14 protein-coding genes and 1 pseudogene are annotated in these 14,530 nt (G+C 43.4%); 10 read left to right on the forward strand and 5 right to left on the reverse strand.

Annotation, left to right across the window (positions count from 1 at the left end):
- Window positions 1–9 precede the first annotated feature (9 nt).
- Both ASG81_RS19595 and ASG81_RS19600 read right to left on the reverse strand, forming a co-directional pair.
- Window positions 10–723, reverse strand: a complete 714-nt coding sequence (locus tag ASG81_RS19595) for an RluA family pseudouridine synthase (RefSeq protein WP_056638009.1) — start codon at window positions 721–723, stop codon at window positions 10–12.
- On the reverse strand, window positions 723–1,589 hold the full coding sequence (locus tag ASG81_RS19600) for a class I SAM-dependent methyltransferase (protein ID WP_056638012.1): 867 nt from the start codon (window positions 1,587–1,589) through the stop codon (window positions 723–725). The genes ASG81_RS19595 and ASG81_RS19600 overlap by 1 nt, the downstream gene beginning before the upstream one ends.
- A 349-nt stretch (window positions 1,590–1,938) precedes the next feature.
- On the opposite strand from ASG81_RS19600, the gene ASG81_RS31080 reads away from it, so the two are divergent.
- Window positions 1,939–2,127 (forward strand): hypothetical protein, encoded by a 189-nt coding sequence (locus ASG81_RS31080; protein ID WP_155971674.1) that lies wholly within the window; start codon window positions 1,939–1,941, stop codon window positions 2,125–2,127.
- A 25-nt stretch (window positions 2,128–2,152) separates the two neighbouring features.
- Window positions 2,153–2,986 (forward strand): annotated as a pseudogene (locus tag ASG81_RS19605) (L-arabinose isomerase family protein); the annotation flags it as partial.
- A 92-nt stretch (window positions 2,987–3,078) separates the two neighbouring features.
- Here the strand turns inward: ASG81_RS19605 and ASG81_RS19610 are convergent.
- Window positions 3,079–3,843 carry a hypothetical protein gene (locus tag ASG81_RS19610; protein WP_056638015.1) on the reverse strand — a complete coding sequence of 255 codons (765 nt, stop codon included), beginning with the start codon at window positions 3,841–3,843 and terminating at the stop codon, window positions 3,079–3,081.
- A 206-nt stretch (window positions 3,844–4,049) separates the two neighbouring features.
- Here ASG81_RS19610 and ASG81_RS32905 point away from each other — a divergent pair, with 206 nt between their 5' ends.
- Together ASG81_RS32905 and ASG81_RS19620 are read left to right on the forward strand one after the other, a co-directional pair.
- Window positions 4,050–4,481, forward strand: a complete 432-nt coding sequence (locus tag ASG81_RS32905; RefSeq protein ID WP_056638018.1) for a hypothetical protein — start codon at window positions 4,050–4,052, stop codon at window positions 4,479–4,481.
- Between the two features lie 66 nt (window positions 4,482–4,547).
- The gene (locus ASG81_RS19620) at window positions 4,548–5,456 is read left to right on the forward strand and encodes a hypothetical protein (RefSeq protein WP_056638021.1); all 909 of its coding nucleotides are present in this window, start codon (window positions 4,548–4,550) and stop codon (window positions 5,454–5,456) included.
- Between the two features lie 123 nt (window positions 5,457–5,579).
- Here ASG81_RS19620 and ASG81_RS19625 read toward each other — a convergent pair whose 3' ends face one another.
- Window positions 5,580–5,876 carry a hypothetical protein gene (locus ASG81_RS19625; RefSeq protein ID WP_155971680.1) on the reverse strand — a complete coding sequence of 99 codons (297 nt, stop codon included), beginning with the start codon at window positions 5,874–5,876 and terminating at the stop codon, window positions 5,580–5,582.
- Between the two features lie 450 nt (window positions 5,877–6,326).
- Here ASG81_RS19625 and ASG81_RS19630 point away from each other — a divergent pair, with 450 nt between their 5' ends.
- Both ASG81_RS19630 and ASG81_RS19635 read left to right on the forward strand, forming a co-directional pair.
- Complete coding sequence (locus tag ASG81_RS19630) at window positions 6,327–7,316, forward strand: HD-GYP domain-containing protein (RefSeq protein ID WP_056638027.1); 990 nt, start codon at window positions 6,327–6,329, stop codon at window positions 7,314–7,316.
- Window positions 7,317–7,599: 283 nt separating this feature from the next.
- Complete coding sequence (locus tag ASG81_RS19635; RefSeq protein WP_056638030.1) at window positions 7,600–8,922, forward strand: IS4 family transposase; 1,323 nt, start codon at window positions 7,600–7,602, stop codon at window positions 8,920–8,922.
- A 543-nt stretch (window positions 8,923–9,465) separates the two neighbouring features.
- On the opposite strand, the gene ASG81_RS19640 is transcribed toward ASG81_RS19635, so the two are convergent.
- Window positions 9,466–10,035: a pyridoxamine 5'-phosphate oxidase family protein gene (locus tag ASG81_RS19640; protein WP_056638033.1), complete on the reverse strand. Its 570-nt coding sequence runs from the start codon at window positions 10,033–10,035 to the stop codon at window positions 9,466–9,468.
- 365 nt (window positions 10,036–10,400) lie between these two features.
- Here ASG81_RS19640 and ASG81_RS19645 point away from each other — a divergent pair, with 365 nt between their 5' ends.
- The 4 genes from ASG81_RS19645 (at window position 10,401) to ASG81_RS19665 (ending at window position 14,470) form a co-directional block, all read left to right on the forward strand.
- Window positions 10,401–10,784, forward strand: a complete 384-nt coding sequence (locus ASG81_RS19645) for a VOC family protein (protein WP_056638036.1) — start codon at window positions 10,401–10,403, stop codon at window positions 10,782–10,784.
- Between the two features lie 103 nt (window positions 10,785–10,887).
- Window positions 10,888–12,210 (forward strand): serine hydrolase domain-containing protein, encoded by a 1,323-nt coding sequence (locus ASG81_RS19650; protein WP_056638039.1) that lies wholly within the window; start codon window positions 10,888–10,890, stop codon window positions 12,208–12,210.
- A gap of 761 nt (window positions 12,211–12,971) precedes the next feature.
- A complete protein-coding gene (locus tag ASG81_RS19660; RefSeq protein WP_056638045.1) occupies window positions 12,972–13,463 on the forward strand; it encodes an RNA polymerase sigma factor in 492 nt (163 codons plus the stop codon).
- The gene (locus ASG81_RS19665; RefSeq protein ID WP_056638048.1) at window positions 13,460–14,470 is read left to right on the forward strand and encodes an anti-sigma factor; all 1,011 of its coding nucleotides are present in this window, start codon (window positions 13,460–13,462) and stop codon (window positions 14,468–14,470) included. Before ASG81_RS19660 ends, ASG81_RS19665 begins: the two co-directional genes overlap by 4 nt.
- The last annotated feature ends 60 nt before the right edge of the window (window positions 14,471–14,530 follow it).

A 14,530-nucleotide genomic window follows, 5' to 3' on the forward strand; every position in this document is an offset into this window, starting at 1 on the left:
CCTTCCTTGTTACGTATTGCTCAGCATGTTGGAGGCGGCTTCAAGCTGCTCGCCGGACCACCAGGTCCAGGCATCAGAGCCGCTTGGTATCGACCGGAAGCTGATCCATTCCTTCGTTACCGGATGAGGAGCTGAAACCGAAGTCGACCATAACGCGATATCGGTGATACCGCCTGCTGGCTTTGCACCATATTTAAGATCACCTACTAGCGGACAGCCGATATGCGCGAGCTGTGCCCGAATTTGATGAGGTCTTCCCGTATGCAGCTTAACCGCGATCAGCGAATAACGCCCGGACATGACTGCAACCTCGTATTCCAAAATGGCTTCTTTTGCTTCAATCGTTGGCTTGTTATAGACGGTAACCTGATTATGCTTATTATCCTTGAGGATATAATGCGTTAAACGGGCTTTCGGCTTGCTTGGGCTGCCTTGCACAACACAGACATAAGTCTTGCCAAATTGGCGGTTACGCACCGATTCGGATAATCTGGAGGCAGCTTTCGAAGTTTTGGCAAAAATCATAACGCCGCCAACCATACGGTCAAGACGGTGAACGAGGCCGAGAAATACGTTTCCAGGTTTATTATGCCGTTCCTTTAAATCCTGCTTTAGCAGCGTCAGGATGTCAGCATCGCCTGTATCATCCTCTTGCGACAAAATGCCAGGCGGCTTCACGACAGCCAGTAGGTGATTATCCTCATATAAAACGGTGATCGGCATTACTTAGACTCCCAACGACCCAATATACCGCAAGGCAAATTAAGGCCGGATTTACTAATCGGCAAACCGATTTCCCCGCAATGGATCTCACCGCCGTATTTGGCATTCATCGTCATATGCAGCAGGTTGTGCAGAACGGAAGGCGATAGCCCGGTCGTATAAGAGTTTATTAGCAGGAACAACGGATTGTCGGACAAAATAGAGGTGCAGGATTGAAGAAACGGAAACAAATTTTCTTCCAGCTTCCACGTTTCGCCGTTCGGTCCGCGTCCATAGGAAGGAGGGTCCATAATGATCGCGTCATATTGCTTGCCCCGGCGCTGCTCGCGTTGAACGAATTTAAATACATCATCCGTAATGTAGCGGATGGGTGCGGACTCCAGTCCGGACAGCTGGGCATTCTCCCTGGCCCATTGGACCATGCCCTTGGCTGCGTCCACGTGGCACACTTCAGCGCCTGCAGCGGCAGAGGCTACTGTTGCGCCCCCGGAATAAGCGAATAGATTCAAGACGCGGATCGGTCGTCCAGCTGATCTGATTTTGTCCATCATCCAGCTCCAGTTCACCGCTTGCTCAGGAAATAAGCCGGTATGCTTGAAATTGGTCGGCTTGATGTGAAAGTTAAGCTCTCCGTAAGATATCGTCCAGCGTTCGGGAAGGGACGGGCTCATTGACCATTGACCGCCGCCGGAGTTGCTCCTGTGATAGTGACCGTCCGCTTTTTTCCAAAGTCCTGTTTCATTTACAATCGGCCAAATAATTTGCGGGTCAGGCCGGCGAAGCGTGTAATTGCCCCAGCGCTCGAGCTTATCCCCGTCCCCTGTATCTATGACCTCATAATCCATCCATTTATCAGCTATGTACATATTAATCGTTACCCTTCCTTGACCTTGTTTTTGTAATATAATAATGTCATCGATAATTATATCGAAGCTGACACAATGAAGCAATGTAACCGAGGGTAATGGAGACTGGTATTTATTCGTAAGCAAAGGAACGGGTGGGTTATTTCGCTAATTTTAAGCTTGATGCTGCTTGCAGTTTTAACGGCGACTGTCCCGGAGCAGAATCGATCAGCGGAGGCGCTCATGGCAGACATGAAGAGTGAAGGGGCAACTGCTGCCTTTAAGCTGTTTTCGTATCAGGGATGGCAGTCATTTGTTTGATTATGATCATTGAGTAAACAATCAATAAAAATAGAGGAGCAACTTTAAAATGATGAACTTTGAGTGCGAGTGCGGGAATAAGACGTCAATGTTTGCAACGGGAGACCGGGACGAGCATGGAAGAGAGTATATTGAAGTCGAGGATGATGACAGGCTGAACATTACGATAGGTGACAAAAGCGTCCTGTTTCGCTGCTCCTTTTGCGGCTATACGTATCGTTTGGAGCAAATTTCATGACCGATTTGAAATTTATCCGGGAAATGAGGTTTCGGATGCAGAAGTGAAGCAGCTTCTGGAAGAGTACAGTGATCAGTACGACATTTCATCAGCGACACGCGGAAATGCAGCAGCTTGGGCTTCGATCGGCGAGCAAGCCCGCATTGAGCTGGGCCTTAAAGCTTTTCTGCAAGAGGGCGGTTTCTCCGCATTTACAACTTCTTTCGAAGATTTGCATGGCATGAAGCAGCTTCCAGGTTTGGCTGTTCAACGTTTAATAGAGCAAGGCTACGGCTTTGGCGGCGAGGGTGACTGGAAAACCTCTGCGCTTACTCGTTTGATGAAGCTGATTGCAAACAATAAAGGTACTTCCTTCATGGAGGATTACACTTATCATCTGGAGGAAGGCAACGAGCTTGTACTAGGTTCACATATGCTTGAAGTGTGTCCTACGATTGCGGATAGCCGTCCGAAAATCGAAGTTCATCCGCTAGGTATCGGCGGCAAAGCGGATCCAGCGCGTATCGTATTCGACGGACGTTCCGGCGCAGCACTGAATGCATCGCTAGTCGATCTGGGCAACCGTTTCCGCCTGATCATTAACCAGGTAGATGCCGTAAAGCCGATGCACGAAATGCCGAAGCTTCCTGTAGCACGTGTATTGTGGAAGCCGCAGCCATCGCTTCGTGATGCAGCGGAGAGCTGGATCTATGCTGGCGGCGCACACCATACCGTATTTTCTTATGTGGTTACGACGGAGCAGCTTGTGGATTGGGCTGACCTGGTTGGCATTGAAACGGTCGTCATCGATCAAAAATCGACAGTCCGCGGCATTCGCAATGAGCTGCGTTGGAATGATCTTAGCTACCGCATTCGTTAATAAACATACAGGTTGATTTTAAAAAAATAAGAGGCTGCTGTTTTAAACCTAACGAAGGTTTAAAGCAGCAGCCTCTTCCTGTTGACGGATTGCTATTCGGATTTTTCTTTTTGAATTTTTGCAGGATTATTGATTTTGTAAGGAATAGGGTGCTTCGTGAGCTTCTTAGCTATTACTTTACCTTCGAAATGAATGGTGTCCCCTATTTCTAACTCCAATTTTTTAAGCGTGGCGCTGTGGCTGGACCAGGCTGCGCCGATATCGGTGGCCGGGTCTGCTATGGCAACCGCTTCGTAGATGACCACTTCATCCTCCGTATCGGAAAAATTGTTCGGTACAGTAGTAAAATCTTTGACAGTAGCGATCATTTTGACCTTTTCTTCAGGAAGCTGAAGCTTTGGTGCTTTTTCTTTTTTGGTTTTGGCTTTTGTCGGCGGTTCTGCCTCAGGCTCTTTAGGCAAGTTATCCTCGGCAGGCAGTGCGCTCTCAACAGCCGGCTTTTGCTCCAAAACCTGCGTTAATGGTTGTTCTGCCTCAACACTCATCGTTTCTAAAATGGACGACTCTTCTGCAGCAGCTGAGCTCTTCTGGCTGTAATTCGAAGCTTGCATTTCCTTCAGGTATGAGGGGTGGATACAATGTTTTTGTTCGTTGTCGAATGAGATAACCGCTGTCATCCGATCGACATAGCCGACAATGCTGCATGCTAGATTTGTGCCGCTGCCTTTATAGAAAAACGCTTTTGTTTTGGAAGCTTTCTCGGACAATAAGCCCCATTCCTTACATTTTTCTATTTGCTCCGCTTCATTCTCGAAGGATGTATACGTGTTTGGTTCGATAATGAATGTATGTATCATGTAATTTCCGCCTTTCTGTTTTTCTTCATCTATTTTATCACTTTTTTGCTTCTTGGAGAAAAGGACATGGTATATGTTTATCCGATTGATTGGAATAATTTTAGCTGTAAATCGAATCAACGATCCGTTAATCTTTAAATAAAATAAGGATAACCTGTTGCAGCATATCATGAATGGAGATGAATTATTTTTAAAGGAGCAAAATAATGAAGGATATAGGGAGATTAGTTATAAAGCTTTTTATAGCGATTTTTACACTCCTTTTTATTTTTCCAGCCATCATCTTCTCGGTTCTTGTCATGGGATTAACGGATTCTTGGAAATCAGGAACCGTAATGCTAATTTCAGCTTTAATTCTCAAAATGATGATGCATTTTAATTATATAAGCCAACCTTCTCCATCCCGATCGAGGAATAAGATCGCGTCAAGAAGGAGGGAGGGCGGCTATTACTTGGAAACGCAGTTACGGAATCAGGCTCCGCCGCCGCTAAGTGACATTTATCGTGAAATCGATTTACAGTACGGGGAAAACGATTTATTATACAAGACCATTCTAGAACTAGAAAATGAAAATCAGCTCATTGAAGAGAAAATGACGCTTAAGAAAAAATTACCATGCCGGATTAAAAAATATTAATCACACAAAACCCCTAATTTCCGATAAGATGTGCGAATGATAAGCTTATAGGGGTGATTTACGAGAATGGAAAAGAAACGGTGTTTGTTCTGTTCTGAGATCGTGCAAATAGAAGAAAAAGGTATGCATGATCATTATTTAGGCTGTTATTGCGCACCTGGCGGCTCTTACAGTCTGTTGAGAGATAGTTACAATACAATTAACGCATTCTCTTATCAAATCAAAAGCAAACGATTTCCTATCATATCAGCTTATATCCGGGAACAGTCCGATTGTGGTGAAGCTGTAATGCTGTCGATCGGAGATTTAGCCGCGATAGAAAATTCTCCGAACATTCCGGTGACAATTGAGGAGAAAGAAGGCCGACTTCTGCAGTACTTATATAGACATTCCGAAGGGCCGGACGATCCCGTCGTTATTCATCCGTTGTCTCAGAGCTATAATATAACCTATTCTCCAAATTTGCAGGAGCTTGTTTATATTATTGAGAAGCTAAAAGAGGAGCGGTTAATCATAAGGGAAGGAATGACCTTTATGCTGACGGAGAAAGGGTGGAGCGAAGCGGCTGCAAGAGCCGGAGGAAGAAAGTTAAAGTCATGCTTCGTTTTGCTTTCAGACTGCGCTGACACTCGTACCGAATGGTCGGAGAGCGTATTTCCAAAAATAGAGCAGTGCGGGTATTTGCCGCGTTTGTTTCATCAATCGGAAATGGGCAGTCGTGAAAATCATTCGATTGAGCTAATTTCAGATTGTAAGCTTATTATTGCGGATTTAACTAAACCTTCGCCTGACGTTTATTTAGCAGCAGGTTACGCTCTCGGAAAAAATATCCCTGTTATTTGGACGGTAAACCGCAGCACAGCGGATGAGTTGTTCGTCCAATCTCATCCCATTCGGCCATTTGTTTGGGACACTACGGAGGAGTTAGTAGAGATGCTGCAGCAGAGATTGAGCTATAAGGTGATTTACTCCTGAGAGCAGTAACCACCGATCATATAGAGACAGCAAAAAACACACGCGAGTATTGGTGTGTTTTTTATTTTTACCGAAAATATATAATCATAATAAATAAATTTAAATTTTATTGTATCCAGGCGTTCAGCTGCACATCGTGGTAGGCTTTAATGCAGCATTGAAAGCGGCTCGATTTTCCCATAGAAACGAGAGGATTTCATTGTGATCCTCGAAAAAATGTTCTGTTTCGTCCTTGTAGTCATCACCAAGCCCATGTACGCTAAAACGGTTCTCGGCGTAGCTCATAAAAGTCCATTGGCCTCCGCGTTTGCGATCGTTAAACACAAGGTAAAACTTCTCCCCTTCTGCATCCCATTGAGCTAAGGAGTTAAAATTTTCCAGAATAAATGTAATGTCCGTTTTTTTCTTAATCAGCATCATCAATCTCCTCTTTCTTTATAAAAATATTAGAATATGTAAGTATTAATTGCACAAGAACAAAACAAGAATATATGATTTCGTTAAAAAAGTATGTCAAACGATAGGTGTGAGTTGTGGGATTGTTTGACGAATGATGTCGAATCCACCGCATAGAAGTGAAATTTGTAAGTGAGGGAGTATATCTCATGGAGTTTCTTTGTTGTATACTTTGTTTAAAAAATACCGCAGTGTTATCTTTTAGTCAAGTACTTTCGATAAGTTTCGGAAAATAATAAAGTTAATTCACAAAATATATTTAGTTGCGTGCAAATTGAAGCTCGACTCAATGGCAAAAGCTGGAGGCCCGTCGAGGTATAGAAGAAAACGACAAAATTTTACATGCTGTTTTTTGTGTGCTTTATTTGGTAGCATAGCTAAAATTTTTTAATTACTAGGAAGGGAGAGTCTCCTATGAAGGACGAATGGACGCGATGTAAAGACGAGGATCATTTTTGCCCGGTTCATTTTAAGAAGTATGGCCGTATATTTTGGAGCCTCTTCTTTCTGACCGCAAGTGCTGCCATTGCACTGCAATTCTATTTTGATTCGGATATGCTGCTTGTACTTTATGCTTTTCCGGTCGTTTTTTTGGCAATGCTGCGAATATCTTATCCACTGCTTACGATATTAAGCTCAGCGCTGCTAGGACCGGTATTATTGCTGAAGTCATTTAATCCCGAATTGCTTGCGGTTATTGCGGCTTATGCTGTTCTTATCTTAGTTGTCAGAAGAGTAGTGTGGGTGTCTGAACGCAATTATAATGAGAAAACCGTCCAGGAGGATACGCTTATGAGCACGATGCTATCCTTAGCCAAAACGATCGATGCACGCGATCATTACACGGCATTCCATTCCAATAATGTAGCGGAGTATGCGCGCAGCATGGCTAAGGAAATGAGATTGTCTGCAAGGGTAACGGATTCGGTATATTTGGCCGGACTCATTCATGATATCGGGAAAATCGGCACGCCTGACCGTATTTTGCACAAAGAGAGCAGGCTGTCGGAGGAAGAGTATGACATCATGAAACAACATTCCGAAGCAGGCTATCAGATCGTCAAAGACATGAAGCGGCTTCAGGATTTGGGAATCGCGGATATGGTCCGTTATCACCATGAACGGCCTGACGGCAAAGGCTATCCAAAGGGGCTCAGGGGAGATGTCATTCCGCTGGGTGCACGTATTATCGGAGTGGCAGATGCATTCGATGCCATGACGACCAATCGTTCTTACCGCCAAAAATTATCTGCAGATACCGCAGCCGAAGAGTTGGTAAAATACAGCGGAACGCAATTTGATCCGGCAGCTGTAAAAGCATTCCTGTCCGTGCTGACCCGTGAAGGCAAGCTGACGCTTGAGAATTCGGTGACGACTGCTCCGCAAGCCTTATTAGCAAACTGAAGAATAAGCCGTCCCTTGCGGGCAATGTCATTTAGTTAAGGTGCAGGTCCAAATATCAAGAAAAAGAGCAGGTTATCGAAAAAGATAGCCCGCTCTTTTTTTTGTACGAAAAAGAGAAATAACAATGTCATTTAGTTAAGGTGCAGGTCCAAATATCAAGAAAAAGAGCAGGTTATCGAAAAAGATAGCCCGCTCTTTTTTTTGTACGAAAAAGAGAAATAAGACTTGACAAGTAGGTGTGAATGTGTGGCGAAGCCCCTTGAAAAACGAGGAGGTTACGCCAATGAATGAGTACGCAAATTCGCTAAAACAAACGCTGACATCCCTTATACGAGAAATGTCAGCCGCACCAGCACCTTATGTCAAAAACCCTGAAAAAGATTTTACCCGAAAGAAAAAGCTTCCCTTTGAAACGGTCATGCAGTTCCTGATCTCCATGGGTGGCAACAGCTTATACAAGGAAATCTTGGAATCACAAGGCTATGACGTAAATACCGCAACCACTTCTGCTTTTGTCCAGCAGAGAAATAAAATCCTGCCGTCTGCTGTGGAATCCTTGTTTCACAAATTTACGCAATCGCATACGGATATCAAGGACTACCGAGGGTATCGATTAATTGCCATTGACGGTTCGGATTTGCATATCGCAACGGACCCTGCGGACACAGAAACCTACTTTCAAAGCCAACCCAACACGAAAGGGTATAACCTTCTGCATTTGAACGCAGCCTATGACCTCTGCAACAGACTGTACGTAGATGCCAATGTTCAGCCGCGAAGGTTGCGTAACGAGGGAAGGGCGCTGGCTGCTATGGTCGACCGTTCCCCTATCAAGGGCAAAACCATAGTTATTGCCGATCGAGGTTATGAAAGTTACAACAATTTCGCGCATATTGAACGCAAAGGATGGAACTATGTCATACGGGTAAAGGATTTGGATTCRAGTGGTATTCTTTCGGGCTTGTGTTTGCCCTCTGGCGGAGAATTTGATCAAAACATTCATCTGACACTCACCAAAAAACAAACAAAAGCGGTCAAGGCTCATCCCGAGATTTACAAGTACGTCCCTTCCTCGTCTACCTTTGATTTTTTAGATTTGCATGAGAACTTTTTTCACCCGATTTCCTTTCGGGTTGTTCGTTTCGTCCTGCCGAGTGGAACTTATGAAACCGTCATTACGAATCTTTCTGCCGATGATTTCCCACCCGAGGAACTCAAGTCCATTTATAACATGCGCTGGGGCATTGAAACCTCTTTTAGAGCATTAAAATACACTGTCGGTCTGACGAGTTTTCACGCGAAGAGACGAGAGTCCATCATCCAAGAGATTTTTGCAAGAATGATTATGTACAATTTCGCTGAAATGATGACCTCGCACGTCGTCATTTCCCAAATGGATAAACGGCACCAATACCAAGTTAACTTCACGGTCGCCGTTCACGTTTGTAGACATTTCCTGCGCTCAAGAGGTGATGAACCCCTGCCTAATGTTGAAGCACTGATTCGCAAAAACATTTTGCCGATTCGACCCGTTCGCAAAGGGCAGCAGAATACGCGCAAAATCCGTTGGAAATCAGTCGTGAGCTTCGTCTATAGAGTAGCATAATTCGTTTCACCTTAACATTTTTTACGCCGATTCGACCCGTTCGCAAAGGGCAGCAGAATACGCGCAAAATCCGTTGGAAATCAGTCGTGAGCTTCGTCTATAGAGTAGCATAATTCGTTTCACCTTAACATTTTTTAAAGCGGACACTCCATCCGCTTTGTTTGCTGTGCGCTTTTTCTTTGCTTTCACAAAAAAAACAAACGGCACAGGACTTTTCCCATGCCATTTCAGATTTCATTTTTATTCCTGTTCTTGTCTTTGAACTAAACTAAATGACATTGATTTCACAAAAAAAACAAACGGCACAGGACTTTTCCCATGCCATTTCAGATTTCATTTTTATTCCTGTTCTTGTCTTTGAACTAAACTAAATGACATTGATCGCGTGGTGGCCCTTCGCTCAACTAAATGGCAGGTTTGCAGCAGAACGATAATTGAATAACCCAAATGTATTACGGCCACGCCTTATCCAAAACACAGAAGCTGGTAATTCCTTGCATAGGAAAAACCAGCTTTTTTTCATGGCCTTAGGACAGTGCGATCTTACACAGTGTTTGTGGATAATTTTTGACCGATGGTCGTCAGCAGTCCGTCCATGCTTGTCACGTTTTTTTCTTGCCTATAGTCAATCAACCCTTGCTCGCCTTGTTTCGTCGCCCAGTTCTGCAGGGTGTTCCGCTCTCCTTCATAGGTATAAAAGGGAATACTGTAGCCGCATGATGTTTTGACCTCATGAACATGGACGACGAAGATTTGCCGAGCTCCAGGCAGCAGAGTAAAACGCGGAGATAGCTTCTCCCACTCCGGGGTCCCTGGCAAAACAACATGCCCCTTTCCGTACAGGCGCAGAATCATAGGAGGTCCTTCCACAGCAGTGAACATCAATGTAATTCGTCCATTTTCCTCAAGATGCGCACTTGTCTCATTACCGCTTCCGGTTAAGTCCAGATATGCCACTTCATTCACTGATAAAATACGCAGCACATCATGACCCTTCGGAGAAAGATTAACGTGCCCTTCCTCCGACAGTGGTGCTGACCCCACAAAGAAGATGTGCTGCTTCGCGATAAATGCCTCATGTTCCGGTAGCAGCGCTTCGAATGATTTCCCCATAAGCGATCATCGCCTTTCCATTTTCTTCTATTATGGTCTCCCTTACGATATTTGTGAAATAGTTAAATTGACATCCTTTATAATCATTACCTATGATTCAGAGCTAGGGTATTCTATTGGGAAAGAAAATAAAGTATTAGACTGAAAAATAAAAGTTGTCTTAGACTAACGATGCGTCATTAAGCTCCCATGGAAGAACGCAATTACTTCCATAATCTGTGGTGTCGCGTAAGCGGCATGGATGGCTAACCGGCAGGATAATGCAGATATAGGTGGTATATTTTTGAAACTATTTGATATATTATTGTGTTTATGTAATGAAACAGAGTTTTATCTGGTGGAATTATAATGAAGGAGGGTTTAACATGTCATTTAGTTTTATTGGAGTTGATCATGTTCAATTAGCGGCACCAGAAGGTTGTGAGGCAGAGGCCAGAACGTTTTTTAAAGAGTTGTTAGGCTGGACGGAAGTACCGAAACCTGAAAATTTAAAAAAACGTGGTGGCGTTTGGTTTCAATGTGGTAATCATCAAGTTCATATTGGGGTTCAAAAAGATTTTGTACCCGCAACCAAAGCTCACCCAGCATTTCATGTTCAAAATTTAGATAGCCTAAAGGAATACTTACTTCAAATGAATACCCAAATAATTGATGATGATGCACGTAACGATGAAGGCATCAAACGTTTTTATCTAAAAGATCCATTTGGAAATCGACTCGAATTTCTTGAGTATCTCAGGTGGAGTTGAATAAACAAAGGAATTTAAATAGGGCTGTTGAAGTATTGATAAAGGGTAAATTTGGGAATGAAAGTCTAGTGTAGTGAATAATTCGCGTATTGGAGATGATCAAATGCCCGGAATCTTGATGTTATTCGAAGCTTTGGAGAAGGAAATAAACGATTATTGCAGTGCACTGTCAGAAGCGGAATCTTTAAGTGGATCTGTTCTTGTTGCCTATGAGGGAAAAATCATTTTTAATAGAGCATACGGCATGGCTGACATAGAAAAAAATGTGTCGAATACACCACAAACCATCTTCCGTATCGGTTCGATAACGAAACAATTTACTGCTGCCATCATATTGCGCCTTCAAGAGATGAATTTGCTGCAGATCACGGACCCTATTATTAATTACTTGCCTGATTACCCCAATGGCGAAAAAATAACAATTCATCATTTGCTGAACCACTCCTCAGGAATTCCCAGCTTTACAAGCTTTATTGACTACAAGAAAAGTATGAAGCTCCCTACTACGCTTGATGATACAATCCATGCGTTTAAGGATCTGCCGCTTAACTTTGAACCTGGGGGGAAGTTTGAATACAGTAACTCGGGATATCTGCTATTAAGTCAGATTATTGAAGTGGTTATGGGTCGTACTTTCGCGTCTAGTTTAGAAGAAACAATTCTGCATGTGCTGGGTATGAGTCAATCCTGCCAAGATAATCATCGAAGAGTGCTGAAGAATAGAGCTTCCGGTTATGAGGTGTGGGGAGAAGTTCTTAACGCTGAATATATTGATATGTCTGTGCCTTCCGGTGCAGGAGCCATGTATTCTACAACAGAGGATCTATTCCTATGGGATCAGGCTCTTCATTCGAATAAGATATTGAGCAAGCAATCCTACGAGAGCATGGTAACAGCCCATCAAGATACTTATGGGTATGGGGTGTTTGTATATCACGAAGATATCAATAACGTGTCGAGAAAAGTAATAGGCCATGGCGGCGGTATTAATGGATTCGCATCGGAGTATAGACGATACGTCAATGAGGAGCTGACCATAATTGTTCTTACCAATGTGGTGCCCGCTACTCAGCCTGGCTTCATAGCGAATGCAATAGCTAGAATCACTTTAGGAGAGAAGGTTGAACTGCCGGAGCGCTATGCAGTGATTGATATGGACTATAAGCAATATGAGTCTTACGCGGGAGAATATCGAATACACGAAGAGCCAGGTGCAACCATCAAAGTGATTATCCAGGATGGGAAACTATATCTATCGGACGATCATTGGTTTATGTTCGAAATATGTCCCTTCTCCAAGCATGAGGACACTGTAAGCTTCTTTATAAGAGGAATGCAAGGAAAAGTAGTCTTTACTGGTGATGAGGTTCAGGTTGACCTCTTTGGTGGAACCAAAAGAGCGACAAAGTGCGGCGAAAATGTATAAAGATGAAAAAGAAATGCTGCTTAGTTCAATAACACAAAACCACGAGATTGCTGCGGATGATCGGAGGCCCTCGGGCAGTAAAATTGAAAACGATCATTGAAGGGAGAGCCAGTTTTTGAAAGTAGAAGTAGGTATGTTGGAAGGTGAGAGAGTTCAACTAGTTCCGCTACAACGTGAGCACACAGAGGACTTATACAGAGCAATAGACAGTAATGAAATATGGACGTATTTGCCCAGTCGAATGGAAACGTTTGATGTTGAAGAAGCTCTGGATAGCTGGGAACAGGGAGGCTGCCGCGGCTAGGCGATCATGACCGTTTGGCATTAGAAAACCGATTAAATATAGCTAAAATAGTAGAGAGAAAGAAGCACGATTCCCGCATGTTCATAATATATTGAACTAAGACAAGTGTGGGAGGTACTTATATAATGCCTAGTATTCTAGTTCAAATCGCTTTTTTAATTATTTTCATATGGTCGATCATAATGTTGGTTCAAGATTTAAAGGTATCCCGAAAGGTTTGGATGAATGTTTTACTTCATGCTTCTGTTGCTGTTGTATCACTTCATTTTTTTCTAGCTTTCTAAATTGTAAAAATAAATCCTCTTCCGTGCATGTCTCTGCGCCGGGTTGGTGGAAGAAAATAATACAAGGCTGCCGACGGTGCGTGAATCGGCAGCCTAATTTTTTTGCTCGATTTTTTGTAGGACTGTTAACATTTCAGATTTCTGCCCGTTATACCTATGAAAGGTGGTGAAGCATGGACGCCGGACAGATCTACGAACTACTGCAGCCAAAGCTGAATGAAATCCGGAATTACCTCATTCGACTAGGCGCTTCTCCATCCGATGCGGAGGATATCTTGCAGGAGACCGTGTATAAAGCTTTTCTATACATAGACTCAATAGAAAACGGGAAGTTCAGCGCATGGCTGTATAAAGTGGCTGTTAACCGCTATTACGATCTCTGCCGCCGAAAAAAATGGATTACGGTTCCGATCGATACTATGGAATTACCAGATTCTAAGCTGCCTGAAGACTCTCTGCTGCAACAGGAAAAGAAAGAAGAAGTGGAAGTTGTTCTCAGCCAGCTTGCACCGCTTCATAAACAGCTTCTCATCATGAAGTATGAGATGGAACTTCCGTACAAGGAAATAGCGAAGCTGCTGGGGATGCGAATGGAACATGTCAAAGCGGCGTTATACCAGGCAAGACAGCAGTTCAAAAAAAGGTATGGGAGTGAAGTTAGATGAACGGACCGCACAAAGAGGAAGATACGATGAATTTAACTAAAATTATCAAGAAAGCGAAGTTGAAATCGACGATTCGCACGGCTGTCATTTCGCTGCTTGTATCTGTAATCGTTCTTTTCGGCGTAATGATCGGCAATCTCCATTTGACCAGCTGGAGTTATAGCCGTGCCATGAACAATGAGCAAATCATGAAGCTGATCAGTGGACCTAATCAAGTGGAAACAGGACATGTCGGCGAAAGCGGCTTTTTGCACGGTACCTATCAGTTTTATACAGCTAAAGTGATTGAAGGCGTACCGATACCTTGGTCAAATAAAAAAAATAATTATCAAGTTGTTCCCTTTTTTTCTTTTACTACCTTGGCGGGAAGTACCATGCAGACTGTTTCAATACCTGATGCGGCCATGGAAAAACAAGGCTATGAGTATACACGCAGCTATAACGGTTTAAACGGGCAGAGAAAAATGTTGTTCTACATTCCAAAGGTGAATTATAACGGCAAAATCCTTATCGATCTTCCCTTGCTTCAGGAAATGGATCAAGACAAGCTGGTGGAAATGGCAGTATCTTTCGACAAAGATTATTCGTTAAGCGAAGTGAAAAAGATAACTCCTCCCGGGTTAACCCAGACCTGGTATTGGGTGGATACGTATGACAACAAAGAATTTTATGATCCCTATATAGACGGAAATGGAACTAAGAGTTATGCAATACCCGAATACGAAGATTGGGTTAAAGGCTTTGGTATCTTCCATCCGGATCCGACAGAGGTGACGGAAAAGAAATTCCTGGATGCCTTGGAACAGGGAGTTCAACTGAATGGACAGTATGATTATGAGTTCAACCGAATCTACAATTATTTAAAAAAGGATAAAGCCAAACCTGATGAGAGTGATATTCGTATTTTGGGTGTGGTAGTAACAGGGACAGCGAAAGAACTTCAAATGCTAAGCGGCCAGCCATACGTGAGAGGAGTAACTTTGGGCGCTGTAGTAAATAAATACTAACTAGTCCTTTGTTGAACTAAAGGGAGATTACAGTAGTAAAATTCGATGTGATAAACTTCC

The organism is Paenibacillus sp. Soil522, from assembly GCF_001428245.1.
Classification (GTDB): domain Bacteria; phylum Bacillota; class Bacilli; order Paenibacillales; family Paenibacillaceae; genus Pristimantibacillus.